The following is a 21495-nucleotide window of genomic DNA, read 5'->3' as shown; positions in this document are numbered from 1 at the left end:
CTATCCTCGGTTATTCCCGCATGCATACGGGTGTGGACTGGTCAGCTCCGCGTGGAACGCCGATCATCGCAGCAGGCAATGGTGTCGTCGAACGTGCGGGGTGGACCAACGGCTATGGCAACCAGACGCTCGTTCGTCATTCCAACGGTTATGAGAGCAGCTACTCGCATCAGAATGCCATCGCCAGCGGCGTGGTCCCGGGTGCGAAGGTGCGGCAGGGCCAGGTTATAGGTTACCTCGGATCGACCGGGCTTTCGACTGGCCCTCATTTGCACTACGAGGTGATCGTCAATGGCTCCAAAGTCGATCCGATGCGCATTCGTCTTCCGAGCGGTGGTGAACTTGGCGGCGATGATCTGGTCGCATTCAAGCGCGAACGTGAGCGTATCGATGAGCTGCTTAAAGATGACGAGGCGAAGGGAACCAAGGTCGCTGCCAGCGGCTAGCGCATAATCTATTTTGCGCTAGTAAGGCGCTATTCTTGGAATTCGACTGTTACACCCTTCTGCACGAGCTTCGACAGTTCCGTCGCATCCCAATTGGTCAGCCGCACGCAACCGTGGCTGCTCGTCTTGCCGATCTTTGACGGTTCAGGTGTGCCGTGAATCCCGTAGGTCGGCTTCGACAAGGCAATCCACACAGTCCCGACAGGGCCGTTGGGTCCGGGCGGTATCGTCAGTACCGAATTGTTTTCGCCTTGCTTGAAGTTGATTTTGGGGTTGTAGGTATAATTCGGATTGAGAGCGACCCGCTCGACCTGCACGGTACCCGAAGGCGATGGCGTGTCGGTCGACCCGATCGTTGCCGGATAGGCGACGACCAGCCGACCTTCCGCATTGTATCCACGCACTTGCTTGCGCCCCTTGTCGGCGATGATACGCGTCACGGCGCCCCCGGCATTTTGCCCGATATTTACAACCTGAATGGCAACACCTGGCGTGTTGAAATCCACACCCGGATTGAGCTCTTTCAGGTAGTTCTCGTCCATGTGATACCGCTCGGCCAGCATTTCCGTCACTGACGTGAAGGCCATGCGCTCCAGTTGCGCCTTGTGGCTGTAATCTTCCGGGATGGATGCAACGAATGGGTAAGCCGCATCTTCGGATGTGATCGTATAGGACATGAACGCCGGACCGCCGGTCTGTTCCAGCGACGCATTGATGCCTTCTTCGTTGAGAGGATCGAACTGCTGTCCGGTCATTTCCTCGAAGGCGGCGACAGCCTTGTCGACATTGCCGCCCTTATGGCCATCGATAACGCCCGGCGATACGCCGATCCTGTCGAGCAGAACCTGGATCGCGGCAATTTTGGCTTTAGCGCCCTGCCCCTTCGGCAATTCAATCGTCGGAGCCGGATTCGGATGGACAGGTATCTGCTCCTGCTGCGGAGTATCTGTCAGGCCATCACTGGGCACACCCGGTTCTACAAAGTTCGGATCGGTGGGTTGCAAATCCGATTCGCCATTGGCGGGCGGTAATGGTTCGCGGTTGATGCTGCCATAATCCTGTTCGGAAGGCAGTGCCGTGCCGTAAGGATCATTCGAAATCGCGCCCGTGTCATAGGGGTCTTGCGGTGCATCGGGGAAATAATCCGTCCCCTCGTTCGATTGATTGTTTTGCGGCTCTTCCACAGCAACAATCCGGCCGCGCCGATCTACAGTAATTTTCCGGCCATACTCGTCAAAATAGGATCGATAAGCTTGCCGCCGCTCGCGCGGCTCGAACCATTGCGCAACGGTATATGAACCCTGATCGTTGACGACGGGCACAGCACTTTCTGCGGCTTGTGCGGTGAACGGAGCGACAGAACCTGTTGAAGCAATCAGCAACATTCCAAATAATGAACAACGATAAGATGTCATGCCTTCAGCTTCCGGTTTCTGCCACTAACTCGTCATTAACCATGACCGATTTTCCTGTCTTTATGGTTAATGACGATAGGCTTTTATCGTTGCATTTATCGAATGAACGGGACGTGAAAATGGCCTGCCCGCGCAGAACCACAAAAAAAATCGATTTCGATTTTTGAAAATGGGTCTGCGCAGATTCAAAAGTGTTGCTGCGTCCTTTGTGCGTCCGAAAGGACGCACGGCGCAGCAATGGCGGCCATCTTCTTTGTTTGCCGTTTTGCACAGGCGCGCACTTACGCGGCCTCGCTCTTTTCCCGTTCGGGAGCGGATTTGACAGGTTTGAAGTTCAGCCTGTCCGACCCGGCGGTGATCTTGACCGTGGAGCCATCCAGTATCTCGCCGAGCAGGATCTTTTCCGCCAGCGGGTCTTGCACTTCCTTCTGGATCACGCGCTTCAACGGTCGCGCACCATAGGCAGGATCGTAGCCCTTTTCGGCCAGCCAGTTCGTTGCGTCCTCATCGATCTTCAAAACGATCTTGCGATCTGTCAGAAGCGATTGCAGGTGCTGCAGCTGGATCGCCACGATCTTGCCCATCTCCTTGCGCTGCAGACGATGGAACAGGATGATTTCATCCACGCGGTTGAGAAACTCCGGCCGGAACGATGCCTTGACGACGTTCATTACCTCTTCACGAACCTCCTCGACATCCTGGCCCTCTGACAGCCCGACAAGATATTCGGCCCCGAGGTTCGATGTCATGATGATCAGCGTGTTGCGGAAATCGACAGTACGCCCCTGACCATCGGTCAGACGGCCATCGTCAAGAACCTGCAGAAGTACGTTGAACACATCCGGATGGGCCTTTTCGATTTCATCGAACAGGACCACCTGATAAGGCCTGCGCCGGACAGCTTCGGTGAGAGCACCGCCCTCTTCATAACCGACATAGCCGGGAGGCGCGCCGATCAGCCGCGAGACCGAATGCTTTTCCATGTATTCGGACATGTCGAGCCGGACCATGGCCGTCTCGTCGGAGAACAGGAATGAAGCCAGCGTTTTCGTTAATTCCGTCTTGCCGACACCTGTTGGCCCAAGAAAGATGAACGAGCCGATAGGCCGGTTCGGATCCTGCAATCCCGCGCGCGCGCGACGAATGGCTTTCGACACAGCCTGGACTGCTTCGCCCTGCCCGACGACCCGCTTGGCCAGTTCATCCTCCATACGCAACAGCTTCTCACGCTCGCCTTCCAGCATCCGGTCCACCGGAATACCGGTCCAGCGCGAGACAACCTGGGCAATATGATCCGGCGTCACGATTTCTTCGACCATCGAGGTCGAACCATCATGCTGTTCGGCTTCTGCCAACTCCTTTTCCAACTGGGGGATCGTCCCATAGGCAAGCTCGCCGGCCTTCTGGAATTCACCATTGCGCTGAGCTGACGCAAGCGCATTGCGTGCATCATCAAGCTGCCGCTTCAAATCGGCCGCATGACCGAGCTTCTGCTTTTCAGCCTGCCAGGTATTGGTTATCGCGGTCGACTGTTCTTCCAGATCGGCGAGCTCCTTCTCCAGCCGCTCAAGACGATCGCGGGATGCGTCATCTTTTTCGACCTTCAGCGCCTCACGCTCGATCTTCAACTGCATGATACGCCGGTCGATCTCGTCGAGTTCTTCCGGCTTGGAATCCACCTGCATGCGAAGCCGTGCTGCGCCTTCGTCGATCAAATCGATCGCCTTGTCTGGCAAGAACCGGTCGGTGATGTAGCGGTTGGACAATGTTGCCGCAGCAACAAGCGCCGAATCGGAAATTCGGACTTTATGATGCTGCTCGTACTTCTCCTTCAGACCGCGCAAGATCGAGATGGTGTCTTCCACCGTCGGCTCGTCGACAAACACCGGCTGGAACCGGCGGGCAAGCGCCGCATCCTTTTCGACATGCTTGCGATATTCATCGAGCGTCGTCGCACCAACGCAGTGCAATTCACCACGCGCCAAGGCTGGCTTCAAGAGGTTGGAAGCATCCATCGCGCCCTCGGCCTTGCCGGCGCCGACAAGAGTATGCATCTCGTCGATGAACAGGATGATCTCGCCATTTGCCGAAGTGACTTCGGACAGGACGCCTTTCAGCCGCTCCTCGAATTCACCGCGATATTTCGCACCGGCAATAAGAGCGCCCATATCCAGCGCCATCAACTGCTTGTCTTTCAGTGATTCAGGCACATCGCCATTGACGATACGCAGCGCGAGCCCTTCGGCAATTGCCGTCTTGCCGACGCCCGGCTCGCCAATCAGCACTGGATTGTTCTTGGTGCGCCGCGACAAGACCTGAATCGTGCGGCGGATTTCATCATCGCGTCCGATGACAGGATCGAGCTTGCCGGACCGCGCATCAGCTGTGAGATCGCGTGCATATTTCTTCAATGCATCGTAGGTGTTCTCGGCTGAAGCCGAATCTGCAGTCCGCCCCTTGCGGATGTCGTTGATGACGGCATTCAGACCGGCAGCAGTGACACCGGCACGGCTCAATATGTCCGCGGTCTTGGCCGACTTTTCGATCGCCATCGCAGTCAAAAGCCTTTCGACAGTAACAAAACTGTCGCCAGCTTTCTGCGCCAGTTCCTCCGCAGTCGTGAAAACCTTGGCCAAGGGCTGGGCCAGATAAAGCTGCCCGTTGCCCCCGGTTACTTTCGGCATTGCGTCGAGTGCTGCCTGCAAACCGAGGCGTACATCTGCTATGCGCCCGCCTGCCCGCTCGATCAGAGACGCAGCAAGTCCTTCCTCATCATCAACCAGGACCTTCAACAAATGCTCGGGTGCAAATTGCTGGTGGTTGGATGAGAGGGCAAAGGTCTGTGCGGACTGGATGAACCCCCGGACACGCTCCGTATATTTTTCTATATTCATGTGTGTCTCCTTTTACCGAACGACCCTTTAAGCGGCATCGCGCGGTGTGTTGGTGACGGGTCCCCTGCAAGAGGCAGACCCATTCGCTCGAAGCAGATATGGGAATATTGTCCGCAGCCTGCAAGATCGGAATTTCAGCTTTTGTTACTGCCTTGACTTGTTGCTTTATCACAAAAAGCCCCACCCTCGCCACGCCCTCCTCGGAGTCTGGCCATTGCTTTGCATTGTGGGAAGACGGGCGGTCGTCGAAGCGCGTCTTGGTAGAATAAAATGCGATCCGACGACCGCCCGTCCGGCGTCTTTTGATCCCGTCCGTTCCGCTTGGGAGGCCTCGACTTCGGGTGAATTGTTCACTCGCTGCCGAAAGCCCCTTTCGAAGTGCTCGTCCAGCACACGCCAGTCGTAGTACCGGCAGGGGAAACCCTTGGACAGAACGTCCCCGGACAGCGGGCCCGTTACCCGCCATCGGAGGCGCCGATCCTCTCCCCACTTCGAACGGCTCCGGAAGCAGTTCCCCGCGGAAAGGACGGGAATAGAATAAGTCAAGTTTGGAGGTGTTGGATAAGTAGCCACGATTATTTTGTCTGAAGGTTTGATCGGGGTGTCTGCAAGGCTGCTGATTTGCCGGATGGCAATGTTGCTGTGCGTGGTTCGACAAGCTCACCATGAGGGAAGTGGATTGATTGCAGGGAGCCAGAAACAGCAACGTTGATGCCTGTCGCGACGCCGCCGGTTGTCGTGCAGCCCACCCAACTCCCTCATGGTGAGCTTGTCGAACCACGCACAGCAAGCAATGCCATCCGGCAAACTTTGTACCTCGGATCTGACACTTCTCAACGATACCCCGGAATCAAATCGCCACCCGCAGGCTTCCCCGCGAGTGGCGTACAACTCAGTCAGTCCAGATCAAACGTCGGATTCGACGGCTGTCCGGCGCTTCTTGACCTCGGCAACGATGCTGGCAGGCGAAAGATCGTTGGCGGTGTCCGGAGGACTTGCTTCCGAACCATTTTCCTCGGTGACGCGCGGCCGGGCTGGTCTGCGACCACGCGGTGCGCGGCGTGCTGGCTTTGCTTCGGCAGCCTCGGCCTCGGGTGCCGCAGCAGCGCCATTTTCAACCGGCTGGATCTGTGGCTGAGGTTGCGGCTGACGCTGGCTGACCGTGTCGTCGTCATAAACGACTTCGGCGGGCGTACCCTGAATGATCGGCTGTGGTCCGCTGCCGTTGATCGGCTGATGCATCACACGTTCCGGTCGATCTTGCCTATCTTGCCTATCTTGCCGATCGCGACGATCCTGGCGCTCGGGCCGGTCCTGGCGATCCTGACGCTGCTGACGGTCCTGGCGCTGCGAGAACTCCTGGCGTTCAGGAACCTCCTGACGATCGGTATCGTTGCCGTTGCCGTTACCGTTGCCATTGTTCATGCCATCATCATCATAGCCGTTCTCATCGTCCTGATCCTGATCCTGATCATCGCGCTGATACTGGACAGGCGCCTGAGCCTGAGCCGCAAGAATGATTCGATTATAGTGCTCGGCGTGCTGGAGATAGTTTTCAGCCATCACGCGGTCACCGGCACTCTGTGCATCCCGTGCAAGAGTCGTATATTTTTCGGCGACGTGCTGAGCATTCCCCCGGATTTTGACATCGGGGCCGTTGCTCTCGTAGTTACGGGACAATGGGTTGGGACCTTTGCTGCGGTTATTATTGTTACCGCGTCCGCGCATGCGCCTATTCTGCTGTACTGGCCTCATACTTATCTCTTTTCAGAAAATCAGGGGCGCTAATTTGCTCACCATTTGAGTCAAAAAGCTTCGCTTCTCAAGTGCCGACCTGAAGCGCGCCCCGCGCTTCAATCGCATCCAAAGTTTCATAAAACTTTTGTGCTGCCGCAAAAACCATTTCTCCAGCTATTTCCGAAGAGAAATCAAACACCCGGAAATTTCCGTATCAATTGCTTGATAGGCAGAACCAGATTTGTTTCGGTTTGAGCGGTAACCGGAAACTAGCCGTGTTCACGGCAAATTCCAAGCCTTTTTTCAATCTTTTTACATTGGTGTGAATAAAAGTGCCCTTTCGCGCCCACCAATATCTCTCTGGACAGCAGCCAAAGCGAATTTTTCCTTTGAAAAGATCGCCTCGATATCACTGCGTTGTCCAAAACCGATTTCCAATGCGACCGCACCACCTTGCCTGAGATGCTGCCGGGAGCGCCCGGCAATGATTCGGTAGGGGGCGAGGCCATCCTGCCCGCCATCCAGAGCCCTCACCGGATCGTGCAGCGCTACTTCACGTTGCAAGCCCTTTATATCGGCGGATGGTATATATGGCGGATTGGAAATAATCAGGTCGAATGAGCCACTTATCTCGGAAAACCAATCCGAACGAAGGCCTGCAAAACGATCCGATACGTTGTTGATGTGGGCATTGTCACGCGCCGTATCAAGGGCACCCGCAGAAATATCGACGCCCACTGCACGCAATTGGCTGAATTGGTCGAGCAACGCCAAGGCTATCGCGCCCGTCCCGGTTCCAAGGTCGATCAGGTCTGCGATACCTTGCTCCTCGATACGCTGGCGCAGAAAAGGGATCGCGAGTTCCACCAAGGCTTCGGTGTCGGGCCTGGGCTCGAGTGTATCGGCGGAAAGCCCAAGTTCGATGCCAAAGAATGCACGCTTGCCGATAATACGATGCACAGACTCGCCGTTGATTCGCCGGGCAAGAACTGTGTGAAGTTGCGCAACGATAGTCTGGTCGATCGGGCGGGCCGGATTGCGGATCGCCTCGAGCTGATCACAGCCGGTTAGCCATTCCACCAACAACCGAGCGTCGAGATCAGCCGTTTCGAGTCCCGCTTTTGCCAGGAGAACGCGCGCCTCTCTGTGCACATCGGCAAGGCGCGTCCCATGTTCTGCCATCACGGTCAAAAGCTCTCGTTCATCTGGGCGAGCAACGCTGTCTGGTAGTCGGAGATCAGCGCGTCGATGAGTTCGTCGAGATCGCCTTCCATGATCCGATCGAGCTTGTAGAGCGTCAGGTTGATGCGATGATCGGTCACACGTCCCTGCGGGAAATTATAGGTGCGGATGCGCTCGGAACGATCGCCCGAGCCAACCTGGCTGCGTCGGGCCTCCGAGCGCTCGCTGTCCGCCTTTTGGCGCTGCATGTCGAACAGGCGCGAACGCAGCACCTGCATGGCGCGGGCGCGGTTCTGGTGCTGCGACTTCTCGGCCTGCACGACGACGATGCCGGAAGGAATGTGCGTGATACGCACCGCCGAGTCGGTCGTGTTGACGTGCTGACCGCCAGAACCCGATGCGCGCATCGTATCGATGCGGATATCGTCGGGACGGATATCGATGTCGATTTCCTCGGCTTCCGGCAGTACGGCAACTGTCGCGGCGGACGTATGGATACGGCCGCTCGCCTCGGTATCGGGAACGCGCTGTACCCGGTGGACGCCCGATTCGAACTTGAGCTTGGCAAAAACGCCCTTGCCCGAAACCATGGCGATCACTTCCTTGTAGCCGCCGGCCTCGCCATCGCTGGCCGATATCAGCTCGACGCGCCATCCGTTTGCGGCCGCATAGCGCTCATACATGCGAAACAGATCACCGCCGAACAGTGCCGCCTCGGAACCGCCGGTACCGGCGCGAATTTCGAGGATGGCGTTGCGCTCGTCGGCAACGTCTTTGGGCAGGAGCAGAACCTGGATATCCTTCTCGAGTTCCTCGATACGCTCCTCGATGTCGGGCAGCTCGGCTTCCGCCAATTCACGCATGTCCTTGTCGGTGGTGCCGTCATCGAGCATGGCTTGCAACCCTTCCGCTTCGCTGCGCGCAGCGAGCAGATCGCGGATCTTGGCGACCACGGGCTCAAGCTCGGAATACTCCGAAGCCAGCTTCACATAGGTTTCGGAATCGGGATTGCTCGCCATCTGCGTCTCCATCATGGAGAAACGCTTCAGCAGCTGATCCATACGATCCTGCGGAATGGACATGTATTCGAACCTCTAAAGTGGGACGCCGGCTCGCTCTGCGAACTTGGTCAGGACATGGCGCAACGAACCGGTTTCGCCGTGATTATCGATCGCATCGGCGAGTTGCGCGGTAAGTTCTGCCACATCGACAGTGCCGAGCATGGCCTTGATCGGGCCGATCGATGCGGGCGACATCGAGATGGATCGATATCCAAGCCCGATAAGCGCCATCGCAGAAAGCGGCTTTCCCGCCATTTCACCGCATAGCGTGACGTCCGTGTTGTTGCGGTTTCCCGCATCGGCGATCTGACGCAACACCCGCAAGAAGGGCACCGACAGATTGTCGAACCGATTGGTGATGATCGAATTGCCGCGATCGACCGCCATGACGAATTGAAACAGGTCGTTCGAGCCAACCGAGACAAAATCCACCACCGACATGAGTTCGTCGAGTTGCCACAGCAACGATGGCACCTCGACCATTGCCCCGATCTTGACGCGCGTCGGCAGATTGTGGGCGAAGCGCGACAGGTGCTGCACCTCGCGGTTGATCAATTCGCTCGCCTTGCGCACTTCTGCCACTTCCGTGACCATCGGCAACATCAGCCGGAGCTCGCGCCCGCCAGCCGCTTTCAGAAGCGCGCGTACCTGCGTACGCAACAGGCCCGGGCGATCGAGCGTCAGGCGGATCGCCCGCCAGCCCATGGCAGGGTTTTCTTCGTTGGCATCGCTGCGGAAATAGGGCAGCACCTTGTCGCCGCCTATGTCGAGCGTCCGGAATGTCACCGGTTTATCACCGGCGGCATCCAATACGGAGCGATAGAGCCGCTCCTGCTGTTCGGCACGTGGGAAAGTCGAGGCGACCATGAATTGAAGTTCGGTACGGAACAGGCCGATACCAGCAGCGCCAGCTTCCACCAATTGCGGCAGGTCGACGAGCAGACCGGCATTCATCAGGAGCGAAATATGCACTCCATCCTTCGTCAGCGAAGGCTGGTCGCGCAATTCCCGGTAAAGCGCCTGACGCTTGGCACGGAACTTGACCTTCTCGGTGTAGGCGGCCTCCACGTCTGATTGCGGGCGCAAATGAACGCGGCCATCGTCGCCATCGACGATCACCGCATCGTTGTTTTCGGCCATGGAGACGACGCCCTTGACCTGCCCGGCAACAGGAATACCCATGGCGCGGGCAACGATCACAACATGGCTGGTCGCGGCCCCATCTTCGAGCACAAGACCCCGCAGGCGTTCGCGCGGATAGTCGAGGAGTTCCGCAGCACCCATCGAGCGTGCGATGATGATTGCGTCCTTGGCGAGTGAACCCGCCATGGTCTTGACATCACGGCCCATCAGCTGGCGCAGCAAACGGTTGGCGAGATCGTCGAAATCGCTCAGCCGCTCGCGCATATACGGATCTGTCAGGTGCATCATCCGGGCGCGGGTATCGCTTTGCACTTTTTCAACTGCGGCTTCCGCCGTCAGACCGTTGCGAATTGCCTCTTCGAGACGCCGCACCCATCCCGTATCGTGCGCGAACATGCGATAAGCTTCGAGCACCTCGCGATGCTCGCCCTCGAAAGCCACATCGCGGCGCGACAACATGTCATCGATCGAAATGCGCAATGAACCGAGCGCCATTTCGAGCCGGTCGATTTCCGTGTCGATGTTTTCGTTGAAGAGATTTGTGACGACAATGCGCGGCTCATGCAGCACGACGTGCCCGAGGCCCACGCCATCATTGAAGGCGCTGCCGCTGAAGCTCATGGGCTTGCCCATGTCGAGTTCGACCCCGGGCCGTGCAAGCCGCGTCAGACTGCCGGCGGCAACCATTTCTGCCAGCACCATGGCCGTCGTTTCGAGCGCTTCGACCTCATCTTCGCGATAGACGCGCTTGGTCCGGTTCTGAACGACAAGGACGCCCAGGGTGCGTCCTGCGCGGAGGATCGGCACGCCAAGGAATGAATTGTAAACCTCCTCGCCCGTCTCCGGCAGATAGGCGAAGGCCGGGTGCGTCTGCGCATCGGTCAGATTGAGCGGGCGGGCGCTGGCTGCGATGGTACCGACAAGACCCTGCCCAAGACGCAGTTGCGCCAAATGCACGGCGGATGGGTTCAAACCTTCGGTTGCATAAAGTTCCAGGACACCATCGGAGCGAAGCACGTAAAACGAGCACACTTCCGCAACCATGTTCTGCGCGATATCGCGAACGATCCGGTCAAGCCTCTCCTGCGGCTCAAGCGCCTCCGCCATCAATTCGCGAAGACGCTTCAGCATGACACGGGGACCTGTTGTCTGCTCGCGCGTTGGCACTTGGAGCCTTTCTCCATAAGAATACCGGCAAGACCGAATGGGCCTCACCACATTTGTTGATCATGTCAGCCAGCGACGCGGCCGACAAACAGAATCTCGTTTGCTAATGCTTATCCAGACCGTACACAGAATGCAAAGTACGTACGGCAAGTTCCGCATACGGGCCATCAATTAGAATGGAAATCTTGATCTCCGAGGTCGTGATCGCCCGGATGTTGATACCCTTGTCTGCCAGCGCGCGAAACGCCGTCGCGGCAACACCCGCATGGCTGCGCATGCCAATACCGATGACCGAGACTTTGACCATGCCGGCTTCCGACTGGATGATATCGCAGCCGATCTCCGCCTTGACCTTTTCGAGGACCACGAGAGCCTTGTCGAGATCGCCCGAAGGCACGGTAAAGGTCATGTCGGTCTTGGTTCCGTCCTCGGAAACATTCTGGACGATCATGTCGACATTGATATGAGACTCGGCGAGCGGACCAAAAATGGCGGCCGATATACCCGGACGGTCGGCAACACGGCGCAGCGAAATCTGGGCTTCGTCCTTGGCGTAGGCAATTCCTGTGACAACCTGCTGTTCCACGATTTCTTCCTCGTCGCAAATAAGTGTTCCGGGCGGATTGATGAGATCACCCATGCCCGGTGCATCGGGGTCCTCGAAACTGGACCTGACAAAGGTGCGCACTTTGTGCACCATGGCAAGCTCGACAGACCGCACCTGCAGGACCTTCGCGCCAAGAGATGCCATCTCCAGCATTTCTTCGAACGATATCCGCGACAGCCGTCGCGCCTTCGGTTCGACGCGCGGATCGGTCGTGTAGACACCATCGACGTCGGTATAGATATCACATCGATCGGCCTTCACCGAAGCTGCGATTGCAACGGCACTGGTATCTGAACCGCCGCGTCCCAGTGTGGAAATGCGATTGTCCGGACCAATGCCCTGAAATCCGGAGATCACAGCCACCTGGCCCTCGGCGAACCGCTCGATCAAGAACGAACCATCGATATCGAGGATACGGGCAGCGCCATGGGCATTGTCAGTCTTGATCGGAATTTGCCAGCCTTGCCAGGAACGGGCGTGGACGCCCATCGCCTGCAGGGCGATTGCAAGCAGGCCAGCCGTCACCTGCTCGCCTGATGCGACAATTGCATCATACTCGCGCGCGTCGTGCATTGGCGATGTCTGCCGGGTCCAGGCCACGAGCTCATTGGTTTTCCCGGCCATGGCCGAAACCACGACCGCTACCTCATGTCCCGCATCGACTTCGCGTTTGACATGCCTGGCCACATTACGGATGCGGTCAATATCGGCCACCGAAGTGCCGCCGAATTTCATCACAATGCGTGCCATGGGAAGGTACCGTTCTGGAATGCCTGAAATATATTGGTGAGGAGCCGCTTGAATCGAAAGAGCCACCCGCCAAATGAATGCGGCTCCCATACCGAAAATATCGCCGGACTGCAAGAACGCCCGACGGCTGTTTGAACTATCGCCGGCTTCGGAAAACGACGCCCCCTCCCGCAGCGGGCAATTGCAGGGACAGTGCTGTTCGTTGTAAACATTCCGCTCCCTTGATCTTGGAGGAGACGCAGCATGGACCGATTCACCGGCGGCTGCCTGTGCGGCAATGTTCGAATTGTGGCGTCGGGACTCCCGTACCGGGTCGGCCTTTGTCACTGTCTCGACTGCCGCAAGCATCATGGGGCGCTTTTCTACGCTGCCGCCGTATTTCCTCAGGATGCTGTGACGATCGACGGCGAAACACGCGACTACGCCGGACGGTTTTTCTGCCCCCGCTGCGGTTCGCCCGTTTTCGCCCGCACCGCAGACGAAATCGAAGTGCACCTGGGATCTCTGGATGCCCCAGACCAACTGATGCCAACTTACGAAAGCTGGATCGTCCGTCGCGAGTCCTGGCTGCCGCCGTTTCCACTCACGAAACGGTACGACCACAATCGTGACGCCACGAGTCGCTTTGAGGATTAGAGCGGTCTACCCGAAAGCAGAATTCCGAGTACGGCTTGACATTTTTTGCTGGAAGGGTCCAGTCGAAGAGAGCAATAAGGACAGAACCGATGGCAACAGCACAGCGCACGACAATTGACGACGCGGAAGTCGAGCGTTTCTCGCGCATGGCAGCAGAATGGTGGAATCCGCAAGGCAAATTCCGTCCCTTGCACAAGTTCAATCCCACGCGCCTCGCCTACATCAAGGAAAAGGTCTGTGCCCACTACGGCATCGATCCGAATGTCCCGGCACCGTTCACAGGCTTGCGTATTCTTGATATCGGTTGCGGCGGCGGCCTTCTATGCGAACCCATGGCACGCCTTGGGGCGACAGTCGTTGGAGCCGATGCCGGCGAAACAAATATCGAAGTTGCGAAAATCCACGCAGCGCAGAGCGGGCTCTCGATCGATTATCGCGCAACGACGGCAGAAGCGCTCGCCGATGCGGGAGAACAGTTCGACGTGGTCCTGAATATGGAAGTCGTCGAACATGTTGCCGATGTCGAGCTCTACATGTCTGCCTGTTCCCAAATGGTCAAACCCGGCGGCATGACCTTTGTCGCCACCATCAACCGGACCCTAAAGGCGCTCGGCCTTGCCATATTCGGTGCGGAATATGTGCTTCGCTGGTTGCCGCGCGGAACCCACCAATATGAAAAGCTGGTCCGGCCGGAAGAGCTTGAAACCGCCATGTCACGCGCTGGACTGGAAGTCGTGGAAAAAGTCGGCGTAAGTTACAATCCGCTGGCAGACAGCTGGAACAGATCAAGCGATACGAGCGTCAATTACATGGTCCTGGCAACAAGGCCTAGCTGACCTTTGCCACCATCTGTTGCTGGGCTTTCGTGGTCATCAACACGCCAAGGGTGATGATCGCCGCACCGATCCAGGTTGCGAGCTGATAAACTTCACCCAGGAACAAAGTGCCCGCGAGCAATGCAACTGCCGCGCCGACATAACCGATCTGGCTGAGATAGACCGGTCCGCCGACGGCCTGGAGCCGGAAGTACAGCGCAAACATGCAGGCTGACGCCAGAACCTGGGCAAAGACCAGCCAAGGCACAGCGCCGAGTGGTTCAACGGGAAATGTACCTGTCATCCAGAAAATAATCGGAACCAGCAGCACCGCAGTGGTCAGATGGCTGCCGGCTGCAAGCTCGGTCGGATCAGCACCTTTCGGCCAATCGATCGTGCGATAGACATTGCCGAGAGCAAGCAGGACCGGGATGAGCAAGCCAATCGCCAGCCAGAGAGGTTCAGCCGGCTGGCCGACCTGACCCCGGGTAAATCCCACGAGCACTGCTCCGGCAAAACCGGTGAATATGCCGAGAAGTCCAAGGAGATTGGGGCTGCGCATCTTGAAAAGGATGGAAAGCAGAAGAGTGAATACCGGCGACAATGTGTACATGATTCCCGTAAACCCTGAGCCGAGATGTGGGATCGCCGAGAGGGTCATGAGGTTAGGAATGGCATAGGAGATCAATGCGGCGATAAGGTAATACCGTATCATATGCACATCGATACGCGGACGCTTTCCCATAAGCAGAAAGGCCGCCAGAAGCACCGTTCCGGCGCCGATAGAGATAACGAACGCCCATAGAGATGGAGCAATGCCCGCGGCAAAAGCCAATTTGCCGAATGGAAGCGTCAACCCCAGAAAACCGCCAGTCAGGACGAGCAGCGCGGGAGCGGAATTCAGAAATGGCATGGAATTCATCCGGTTAGTCAGAATCGACTACCGCACCATAGACATCGCCATCAGCCTATCAAGATCAATTGTGGTCGTCGGGAAACACCGGCAGCGGCATCACATCGACACCATCATCCACGAGCGCTTCGACTTCATCGCGCGTCGCCTCGCCATAAATGCCGCGCTGTTCTGCCTCGCCAAAGTGAATTTTGCGGGCTTCCTCGGCAAAATCACTGCCAACATAATCGGAATTTTCGCGAACCTTCTTGGCCATTTCACGCAGTTCACTTGCCATCTTGCTCATCGCGATGGCGATCTTTTCCTTTTGGCGGCCAGTTGCAACCGACGGCGCCATCAGGGCCTTGCCTATTTTGTGCGAACTGCAGACGGGGCAGGAAACGAGCTGCTTCTCCACTTGCGTGTCGAAATCGTCATTGCTGCGAAACCAGCCTTCAAACTCATGGTCATGGTCGCAATGGAGGGAAAACCGAATCATGATGCGGCGTTGAACCTCGTCGCCTGTCCATCGTTTTCAACGACAACCCCGAATGGCCGCGCGTTCTTGAGGTTGGGCACCTTCATTCGTGCCGCTGCACTCAGTGCTGGATCGATATCTGCCACAATGACTGCGGGTTCTGCATGATCGGCCTCCGCCAAAACCTCGCCCCACGGCGCGACGATGATGGAATGACCATAGGTTTCCCGCCCGTCCTCATGCACACCGCCCTGAGCCGCCGAAATCATGAAGGCGCCATTCTCGATCGCACGCGCACGCTGAAGCACGTGCCAATGCGCTTCACCGGTCTGCCGGGTGAAGGCGGCAGGTGCTGAAATCACCAATGCACCGGCCAATGCCTGGGCGCGGAACAATTGCGGGAAACGTACGTCGTAGCAGATGGCGAGACCGAGCCGCGCAAAAGGCAGATCGATCACGACCGTATCGGCGCCTGGCGCGTAGACAGCGGACTCGCGCCAGCTCTCGCCATTGTCGAGATCGACGTCGAACATGTGGATCTTGTCATAGCGCGTAAGAATATTGCCGTCCGGCCCCAAGAGAAACGCGCGGTTGGCAATCTTGCCATCGTCACGGGCAATCGCAGTCGATCCTATATGAAGATGAATTCCGTGCTTGGCCGCTAGCTCCGAAGCCGTGCGAACGATGATATCGTCGCTCTCACTTTTCAAAACGCTGGCAAGTGCCTTGCGATCGCGCTGCAACGAACCGGTCATTTCCGGTGTCTGGACGTAGACGGCACCTTGGCCGGCAGCATCTGCAACATAGGTCGCAAGATCGGCGGCATTGGCTTGCGGGTCTGTGCCCGAGCGCATCTGGATGGCGGCAGCGCGAAATGAACTCATGTCACAATCCAATCTTCAAGCGAGTTCGCCGGTCTTCAACAATATGTCGAGACGGCCCTGATTTTCCAGCGCATAGAGATCATCGCAACCACCGACATGGGCTTCGCCGATGAAGATTTGCGGAAATGTAGTGCGCCCATTGGAGCGCGCCAGCATTTCCTGGCGAGCGGCGGGCTCGATCGAGGCATTGTGCTCGGTAAAAGCGACGCCCTTTTTGGACAAAAGGCTTTTGGCGGCTGTACAATAACCACAGCCGTCACGCGTATAGATTGTTACATCAACCATTCGAAAGCTCCGTTTGCCTTTCTATATAGGCATCAAAACTTCAGGCGAAAAGACCTGTTTTTTGCGCATAAGTAGTGTCAGATAGGTAATTCTTTCGATAGCACCCGGCCGAAAGTCAGGACATCGACGCTCACGGCGCCGCCCCGGAGCAAGGCGCGGGCGGCGGCTTTGACAGTCGCGCCGGTTGTATAGACGTCGTCGATCAGGAGCACGTTGCGGCCGCGCACCTTGATTTCCTGCGTCACGGGCACCTTGAACGCACCGCGCACATTGGCGACACGCTCATTCAGACTGAGGCCCACTTGCTGTTTCGTCTGTTTAATGCGTTTGAGCGCATCCGGATCAAATGCCTTGCCGCTCGACCGCGCCAGATGCCGGGCAAGTTCGGCGGATTGGTTGAACCGGCGAAACCAGAACCGCCGCGCGTGCAGCGGAACCGGCACGATCACATCGCAATCATCCAGCAATTCGCCACCGGCACGCACCATCCAGCGCGCCATCCATGGCCCCAGATCGGTACGGTCATTATATTTGAGCCGGTGCACCAAATCGCGGATGACACCTTCGTGCACGGCGACTGAACGGGCACGCCGGAACGGCGGCGGTTCGGCAATCGCTTCTGCGGAGAGGATTTCGGCGCCGAGGTCATGACTGAAGGGAATGCCAAGTACCGGACAATAGGGCCTCTCGATGAAACGCACCTTCGACCAGCATTGACCGCACAGTGAGCCTGGCTCCGCGACATGCTTGTCACAGCCGGCGCAAACCGGCGGAAACAGCAATCCGAACAACCCTTCGGTTGCGCTGCGTGTGAAGAGACTTATCGTTGCTCCGATTGTTTTCCCGCTGGTTTTCATTGCAATTCGTTCCAAGGCGACGCATCTACGCCCCAACTATACAGACATCAGAGAAATCCGGAATGGATCGGCATCAGGTCTTCGATCGAAATTTATTGCTGGCGAGGCGGCTGCGCGCTTTGCGGCAGCACGGAAATTCTGCGGATTTCCTGCTTGCGCGCGCTTGCGAAGATCTGGAAGAGCGCCTGTCCGCCGTTGAACGCAAGTTCGACATTGCCGTGGATCTGGCGAGCCACACGGGTCTCGCCGCGCGCGCAATCCAGCGATCCGGCAAGGCCACGACGATCGTGCGTGTCGAGCACGCGCGGCAGTTTCTCGACAATGCGTTTCCCGCAATCGTCGCGGATGAGGAGATCCTGCCGCTAAAACCGGCAAGCATCGGCGTTATTGTGTCACTACTATCCCTGCATCTCACCAACGACACACCGGGCACCCTATTGCAGATCCGTCGCGCGCTGAAACCCGATGGTCTCTTCCTCGGTGCAATGGCCGGCGAGAATACCCTTGCGGAATTGCGCGAATGCCTGCTGACGGCAGAAAGCGAAATTTACGGTGGCGCGTCTCCGCGCGTCGCGCCCTTTGCCGACGTCCGCGATGTCGGTGGCCTGTTGCAGCGTGCGGGTTTTACCTTGCCGGTCACCGATATAGAGACCTATACGGTGCGCTACGACTCGGCTTTCGCCCTGATGCGCGACCTGCGCGCCATGGGCATGCAGAATGTCCTCATCGGACGGTCGCGCCGGCCATTGACACGGCATTATTTCATGCGGGTTGCGGAGATTTATGCGGAACGCTTCAGCGATCCCGACGGCCGGATCAGGGCGACTTTCTCGTTCATCTGGATGTCAGGCTGGGCTGCGCATGAATCGCAGCAAAAGCCGTTGAAGCCCGGCTCCGCCAAGGCATCGCTTGCCGATTTTCTCAAGGATGTGGAAACAGGAGAGAAGAAATAATCCTGAGCCCATTTGGAAAGTCGCTGCGGCGAGGCATATGGCGTGGTTTTTGGGGTCGCTCTTGCGACGAGCGCAGCGTACTTCAAGTACGTGAGCACCGGAAGCGCAGAAAATCGCGTCAGATGCCCGCCGCAGTAGAGTTTTCTCAGCAGTCGCCGATCTTTGAGCCATCGCTGTTCAATATACAGACCGCCTTGGGCGAAGACTGCAGTATGCTCCGGCGAATGGTATAGGTGGACGTGGTTATCGGGTCTGGCGTCTTGATCGATCCGGTCTGAATCTCATCGATGGAACGGCTGGTCGAATAGTCGACGACAGCTTGCGAACCGCGGTCGGCAAGCGGCGCAATGATCAGAGCCAGCGCAACGGCTGCCGAACCGAACAGCAACGTGATCCGCAAGATACCTCCGGCTGCACCCGAAAGAGCGCTCGGCTGCAACAGTTCGTCATCGAGATAGTCGTTCTTACGCCCCATGCCCCACCTGAAATACGCGTCAAGATTAACTAAAAGTCGCTCAATCAGGTGAAGGATCAATTAAGCATCAGAGTTAACGCGGCAAGAATATAATTTGCGATTGAAACTCACAGCTAGTTTGGAAAGTCGCTGCGGCGAGTCAGATGGCGTGGTTTTCGAGAACCGGAGCGCAGCGTACATAAAGTACGTGAGCACCGGAAGCACAGAGAACCGCGTCAGATGACCGCCGCAGTAGACTTTCAAGACGGGCTGTTAGAGAAGATCGACAAGGAACGGGATGAGCGGGATATCTGCGGGCGGCATTGGATAGTCGCGCATATCCTTCGGCCGTACCCATTTCAGCACCTGGCCCTCCATTCCGCGCGGTATTCCCTCATAGCGCCGGCAGATGAATAACGGCATCAGCAGATGGAAGGTTTCATAGGTGTGGCTGGCAAAGGTCAGCGGCGCGAGGCAAGCCGGTTTGATGACGATGCCGAGTTCTTCGTGCAGTTCGCGGATCAGGCTTTCCTCCGGCGTCTCCCCCGGATCGACCTTGCCGCCTGGAAACTCCCAGAGGCCGGCGAGCTGTTTGCCTTCCGGACGCTGCGTCAACAACACCCGGCCGTCCGCATCGACCAGCGCACAGGCCGTCACGAGAAGGATCGGGTGTTCGCTCATGTCTGCGGCGCCTGCCTGTAGGCATAGCGATAAGCTTCATTGAAGCCCATTTGCTCGTAGAGCGCGACGGCGCCCGTGTTCGCTACTTCGACCTGTAACCACGCCTTCTTCGCGCCGTGCTGCAGAGCCCATTTCAATGCCGATTTGATAATCGTGCGACCGAGGCCAACGCGACGCCGGTTTGCCGCGGTTCCGATGTTGAACAGACCTGCCAGCGCTCCATCCTGCACACAGATCGCCGTTGACACCGGGACGGCACCCTCTTCGATAACGAACAAGCCCTTGGATGGACGAATAGCATTGATAACTTCGAAGAGGCCAGGTTTCAGCGTGGCGTTGTCTCCCTGCACCTGCAAGGCGGCATCGATAAATCGGCCGATATCTTTGAGCGGAATTTGATCGATTGCGTCCGAAAGATCGACATTTGCCAGATCGACGACCATGACCATCGATTCGTCGAAACGTGCCCAGCCGAGCTCTTCAAGGTAATGATCGAGCGCTTCCGGCGCGAGCGGTGACTGGCGAAAAATCGGCGGCCTGCCATAGGCGCGAAACCGCTGTGCAGCACGTGCCACCCGCTGTTCGAGATTGTCGGTATCACCGGGATCGAGCGGATTGACCGAATTCAACCGCTTCGAAGGGTGGCTGGCCGTCATGCGAATTGCCCAGCTTCCATCATAGTGCACCGACGATGCGGGCCAGGACCGGAAACCGACCGCCTCAAACTGTCTGATTTGGGCTAACTGCATGCAAGATCCCTATTAAAGCCCAAGCGAAAATTCGTCAGGACGCGGCGAAAATGGTGGTTTTCGAGCACCGAAGCGCAGCGTACATTTGGGTACGTGAGCATCGGAGCGCAGAAAAACGCCATTTGCAGCCCGTCATGGCGAATTTTCGCTGGGCTCTCAGCTGCGATAGTCGCCATTGATCGCCACATATTCCTTGGTCAGGTCACAGGTCCAGACAGTCGCCTTGCCTTTGCCGAGACCGATGTCGACACGGATCTTGATATCGTCATTCTTCATATAGGCGGAGGTCGCTTCTTCCGAATAGTCCGGATCGCGCTCACCTTCGCGGGCAACACGGATATCCCCGAACCAGATCGCCAGCCGGTCACGGTCGGCCGGTTCGCCAGCCTTGCCGACGGCCATGACGATGCGGCCCCAATTGGCATCCTCGCCAGCAGCCGCCGTCTTGACCAGCGGCGAATTGGCAATCGACAGCGCAATACGCTTGGCGGACCGGGCGGATGTCGCGTCAGTCACGCTGATTTCGAGCATTTTGCGTGCGCCCTCGCCGTCACGCACCACTTGCAGCGCAAGATCCTTCAGAACGCGGTCAAGTGCTTTGGCGAAAGGCTTGAGACGCTTGTCCTTGAGCTTCGTAACAGGCGCAGCGCCGCGCTCGGCAGCTGATCCGGTAGCGAAAAGCAGCAAGGTATCGGATGTCGATGTATCGCTGTCGACGGTCACGGAATTGAAACTCTTGCCAACGGATTTCGACAGGAGCTTCTGCAGAATATCTGCCGCAATCGGCGCATCGGTGGCTACGAAGGACAGCATCGTGGCCATATCCGGCGCGATCATGCCGGCACCCTTGGCGATGCCGTTGATTGTTACCGGCACACGGTCGAGCAGCACGGTTTCGGTAGCGACTTTCGGAAACGTATCGGTCGTCATGATGGCGCTCGCGGCATCTTGCCAGCGCTCGGCAACGGCATTCTTCGTCATGTCCGTCAAAAGATGGCTGAATTTACCCGCATCGAGCGGCTCACCGATCACGCCGGTCGAGGCAAGAAAAACCTGATGAGGCTTGCAACCGACAGCCTTTGCGGCCGCTGCGGCGGTCAACTTGGCAGACTCACGACCCTTTTTCCCGGTAAAGGCATTGGCATTGCCGGAATTGACAACGACGGCCCGCGCCGTGCCACCCTCAAGACTTGTACGGCAGTAATCCACGGCTGCCGAAGGGCATTTGGACCGTGTGAATACACCGGCCACGGCCGTTGGCCGATCGAATACGATGAGCAAAACATCTGTCCGGCCCTTGTATTTGATCCCCGCTTCAGCTGTGGCGATCTTAACCCCGTGAATTTCCGGCATGGCCGGATAATGTTTCGGAGCCAGCGGAGAGACGGATGTTGACATCGGCTACCTCG

Annotated in this window: 20 protein-coding genes and 1 pseudogene (1 of these 21 cut by a window edge); 4 read left to right on the top strand and 17 right to left on the bottom strand. The window is 57.5% G+C overall.

Annotation, left to right across the window (positions count from 1 at the left end):
- Positions 1–446: the 3' portion of a M23 family metallopeptidase gene (locus N8E88_RS21485; protein ID WP_262295419.1), read on the top strand. Its footprint begins 1507 nt before the window's first position; only the last 446 of its 1953 coding nucleotides appear in the window; its start codon lies off the left edge, out of view; it ends in the stop codon at positions 444–446.
- A gap of 29 nt (positions 447–475) precedes the next feature.
- On the opposite strand, the gene N8E88_RS21480 is transcribed toward N8E88_RS21485, so the two are convergent.
- The 8 genes and pseudogenes from N8E88_RS21480 to N8E88_RS21445 all read right to left on the bottom strand — a co-directional run bounded on the left by N8E88_RS21480 (position 476) and on the right by N8E88_RS21445 (position 12402).
- Positions 476–1831 carry a L,D-transpeptidase gene (locus N8E88_RS21480; protein WP_410010693.1) on the bottom strand — a complete coding sequence of 452 codons (1356 nt, stop codon included), beginning with the start codon at positions 1829–1831 and terminating at the stop codon, positions 476–478.
- Positions 1832–2142: 311 nt separating this feature from the next.
- Positions 2143–4755, bottom strand: coding sequence for an ATP-dependent chaperone ClpB (clpB, locus tag N8E88_RS21475; protein WP_262295417.1), 2613 nt, complete (start codon positions 4753–4755; stop codon positions 2143–2145).
- 906 nt (positions 4756–5661) lie between these two features.
- Entirely contained in the window at positions 5662–5997 is a 336-nt protein-coding gene (locus N8E88_RS21470) for a hypothetical protein (RefSeq protein ID WP_262295733.1), read from the bottom strand.
- A gap of 315 nt (positions 5998–6312) precedes the next feature.
- A pseudogene (locus tag N8E88_RS21465) lies at positions 6313–6483 on the bottom strand (DUF4167 domain-containing protein); the annotation flags it as partial.
- Positions 6484–6804: 321 nt separating this feature from the next.
- The gene (prmC, locus tag N8E88_RS21460; RefSeq protein WP_410010692.1) at positions 6805–7677 is read right to left on the bottom strand and encodes a peptide chain release factor N(5)-glutamine methyltransferase; all 873 of its coding nucleotides are present in this window, start codon (positions 7675–7677) and stop codon (positions 6805–6807) included.
- A 2-nt stretch (positions 7678–7679) separates the two neighbouring features.
- Positions 7680–8756, bottom strand: a complete 1077-nt coding sequence (gene prfA / locus N8E88_RS21455; RefSeq protein WP_262295416.1) for a peptide chain release factor 1 — start codon at positions 8754–8756, stop codon at positions 7680–7682.
- Positions 8757–8768: 12 nt separating this feature from the next.
- The gene (gene ptsP / locus N8E88_RS21450; protein WP_262295563.1) at positions 8769–11009 is read right to left on the bottom strand and encodes a phosphoenolpyruvate--protein phosphotransferase; all 2241 of its coding nucleotides are present in this window, start codon (positions 11007–11009) and stop codon (positions 8769–8771) included.
- A 139-nt stretch (positions 11010–11148) separates the two neighbouring features.
- Complete coding sequence (locus N8E88_RS21445) at positions 11149–12402, bottom strand: aspartate kinase (protein WP_112532270.1); 1254 nt, start codon at positions 12400–12402, stop codon at positions 11149–11151.
- A gap of 243 nt (positions 12403–12645) precedes the next feature.
- Here N8E88_RS21445 and N8E88_RS21440 point away from each other — a divergent pair, with 243 nt between their 5' ends.
- Complete coding sequence (locus tag N8E88_RS21440) at positions 12646–13038, top strand: GFA family protein (RefSeq protein ID WP_262295415.1); 393 nt, start codon at positions 12646–12648, stop codon at positions 13036–13038.
- A gap of 89 nt (positions 13039–13127) precedes the next feature.
- Entirely contained in the window at positions 13128–13874 is a 747-nt protein-coding gene (gene ubiG, locus N8E88_RS21435; RefSeq protein WP_262295414.1) for a bifunctional 2-polyprenyl-6-hydroxyphenol methylase/3-demethylubiquinol 3-O-methyltransferase UbiG, read from the top strand.
- On the opposite strand, the gene N8E88_RS21430 is transcribed toward ubiG, so the two are convergent.
- From N8E88_RS21430 to N8E88_RS21410, 5 genes are all read right to left on the bottom strand, one after another.
- A complete protein-coding gene (locus N8E88_RS21430; RefSeq protein ID WP_262295413.1) occupies positions 13867–14766 on the bottom strand; it encodes a DMT family transporter in 900 nt (299 codons plus the stop codon). The genes ubiG and N8E88_RS21430 overlap by 8 nt on opposite strands.
- Positions 14767–14830: 64 nt before the next feature.
- Positions 14831–15244 (bottom strand): DUF1178 family protein, encoded by a 414-nt coding sequence (locus N8E88_RS21425; RefSeq protein ID WP_262295412.1) that lies wholly within the window; start codon positions 15242–15244, stop codon positions 14831–14833.
- Complete coding sequence (locus N8E88_RS21420; RefSeq protein ID WP_262295411.1) at positions 15241–16107, bottom strand: carbon-nitrogen hydrolase family protein; 867 nt, start codon at positions 16105–16107, stop codon at positions 15241–15243. The genes N8E88_RS21425 and N8E88_RS21420 overlap by 4 nt, the downstream gene beginning before the upstream one ends.
- A 15-nt stretch (positions 16108–16122) precedes the next feature.
- Positions 16123–16392 (bottom strand): glutaredoxin 3, encoded by a 270-nt coding sequence (gene grxC / locus N8E88_RS21415; RefSeq protein WP_262295410.1) that lies wholly within the window; start codon positions 16390–16392, stop codon positions 16123–16125.
- 77 nt (positions 16393–16469) lie between these two features.
- Positions 16470–17249 carry a ComF family protein gene (locus N8E88_RS21410; protein ID WP_315975310.1) on the bottom strand — a complete coding sequence of 260 codons (780 nt, stop codon included), beginning with the start codon at positions 17247–17249 and terminating at the stop codon, positions 16470–16472.
- Positions 17250–17311: 62 nt separating this feature from the next.
- On the opposite strand from N8E88_RS21410, the gene N8E88_RS21405 reads away from it, so the two are divergent.
- Positions 17312–18202, top strand: coding sequence for a methyltransferase domain-containing protein (locus N8E88_RS21405; RefSeq protein WP_262295409.1), 891 nt, complete (start codon positions 17312–17314; stop codon positions 18200–18202).
- A gap of 145 nt (positions 18203–18347) precedes the next feature.
- Here N8E88_RS21405 and N8E88_RS21400 read toward each other — a convergent pair whose 3' ends face one another.
- The 4 genes from N8E88_RS21400 to argJ all read right to left on the bottom strand — a co-directional run bounded on the left by N8E88_RS21400 (position 18348) and on the right by argJ (position 21484).
- Positions 18348–18677, bottom strand: a complete 330-nt coding sequence (locus N8E88_RS21400) for a hypothetical protein (protein WP_262295408.1) — start codon at positions 18675–18677, stop codon at positions 18348–18350.
- Positions 18678–18929: 252 nt separating this feature from the next.
- On the bottom strand, positions 18930–19337 hold the full coding sequence (locus N8E88_RS21395; protein WP_262295407.1) for a (deoxy)nucleoside triphosphate pyrophosphohydrolase: 408 nt from the start codon (positions 19335–19337) through the stop codon (positions 18930–18932).
- A complete protein-coding gene (locus tag N8E88_RS21390; protein ID WP_262295406.1) occupies positions 19334–20086 on the bottom strand; it encodes a GNAT family N-acetyltransferase in 753 nt (250 codons plus the stop codon). Before N8E88_RS21390 ends, N8E88_RS21395 begins: the two co-directional genes overlap by 4 nt.
- A 156-nt stretch (positions 20087–20242) precedes the next feature.
- The gene (gene argJ, locus N8E88_RS21385; protein WP_262295405.1) at positions 20243–21484 is read right to left on the bottom strand and encodes a bifunctional glutamate N-acetyltransferase/amino-acid acetyltransferase ArgJ; all 1242 of its coding nucleotides are present in this window, start codon (positions 21482–21484) and stop codon (positions 20243–20245) included.
- Between the last annotated feature and the right edge of the window lie 11 nt (positions 21485–21495).

Source organism: Phyllobacterium zundukense, assembly GCF_025452195.1.
In the GTDB taxonomy this organism is placed as follows: domain Bacteria; phylum Pseudomonadota; class Alphaproteobacteria; order Rhizobiales; family Rhizobiaceae; genus Phyllobacterium; species Phyllobacterium zundukense_A.
This window is presented reverse-complemented; position numbering and strand designations above follow the sequence as displayed.

What these genes read in the sequence shown, in the direction of transcription:
- N8E88_RS21480 (WP_410010693.1), bottom strand. Translation starts at nt 1,831, where the DNA reads ATGTTGCTGATTGCTTCAACAGGTTCTGTCGCTCCGTTCACCGCACAA.
- clpB (WP_262295417.1), bottom strand. Translation starts at nt 4,755, where the DNA reads ATGAATATAGAAAAATATACGGAGCGTGTCCGGGGGTTCATCCAGTCC.
- N8E88_RS21470 (WP_262295733.1), bottom strand. Translation starts at nt 5,997, where the DNA reads ATGCATCAGCCGATCAACGGCAGCGGACCACAGCCGATCATTCAGGGT.
- prfA (WP_262295416.1), bottom strand. Translation starts at nt 8,756, where the DNA reads ATGTCCATTCCGCAGGATCGTATGGATCAGCTGCTGAAGCGTTTCTCC.
- ptsP (WP_262295563.1), bottom strand. Translation starts at nt 11,009, where the DNA reads ATGCTGAAGCGTCTTCGCGAATTGATGGCGGAGGCGCTTGAGCCGCAG.
- N8E88_RS21445 (WP_112532270.1), bottom strand. Translation starts at nt 12,402, where the DNA reads ATGGCACGCATTGTGATGAAATTCGGCGGCACTTCGGTGGCCGATATT.
- N8E88_RS21440 (WP_262295415.1), top strand. Translation starts at nt 12,646, where the DNA reads ATGGACCGATTCACCGGCGGCTGCCTGTGCGGCAATGTTCGAATTGTG.
- ubiG (WP_262295414.1), top strand. Translation starts at nt 13,128, where the DNA reads ATGGCAACAGCACAGCGCACGACAATTGACGACGCGGAAGTCGAGCGT.
- N8E88_RS21430 (WP_262295413.1), bottom strand. Translation starts at nt 14,766, where the DNA reads ATGCCATTTCTGAATTCCGCTCCCGCGCTGCTCGTCCTGACTGGCGGT.
- N8E88_RS21425 (WP_262295412.1), bottom strand. Translation starts at nt 15,244, where the DNA reads ATGATTCGGTTTTCCCTCCATTGCGACCATGACCATGAGTTTGAAGGC.
- N8E88_RS21420 (WP_262295411.1), bottom strand. Translation starts at nt 16,107, where the DNA reads ATGAGTTCATTTCGCGCTGCCGCCATCCAGATGCGCTCGGGCACAGAC.
- grxC (WP_262295410.1), bottom strand. Translation starts at nt 16,392, where the DNA reads ATGGTTGATGTAACAATCTATACGCGTGACGGCTGTGGTTATTGTACA.
- N8E88_RS21410 (WP_315975310.1), bottom strand. Translation starts at nt 17,249, where the DNA reads ATGAAAACCAGCGGGAAAACAATCGGAGCAACGATAAGTCTCTTCACA.
- N8E88_RS21405 (WP_262295409.1), top strand. Translation starts at nt 17,312, where the DNA reads ATGGATCGGCATCAGGTCTTCGATCGAAATTTATTGCTGGCGAGGCGG.
- N8E88_RS21400 (WP_262295408.1), bottom strand. Translation starts at nt 18,677, where the DNA reads ATGGGGCGTAAGAACGACTATCTCGATGACGAACTGTTGCAGCCGAGC.
- N8E88_RS21395 (WP_262295407.1), bottom strand. Translation starts at nt 19,337, where the DNA reads ATGAGCGAACACCCGATCCTTCTCGTGACGGCCTGTGCGCTGGTCGAT.
- N8E88_RS21390 (WP_262295406.1), bottom strand. Translation starts at nt 20,086, where the DNA reads ATGCAGTTAGCCCAAATCAGACAGTTTGAGGCGGTCGGTTTCCGGTCC.
- argJ (WP_262295405.1), bottom strand. Translation starts at nt 21,484, where the DNA reads ATGTCAACATCCGTCTCTCCGCTGGCTCCGAAACATTATCCGGCCATG.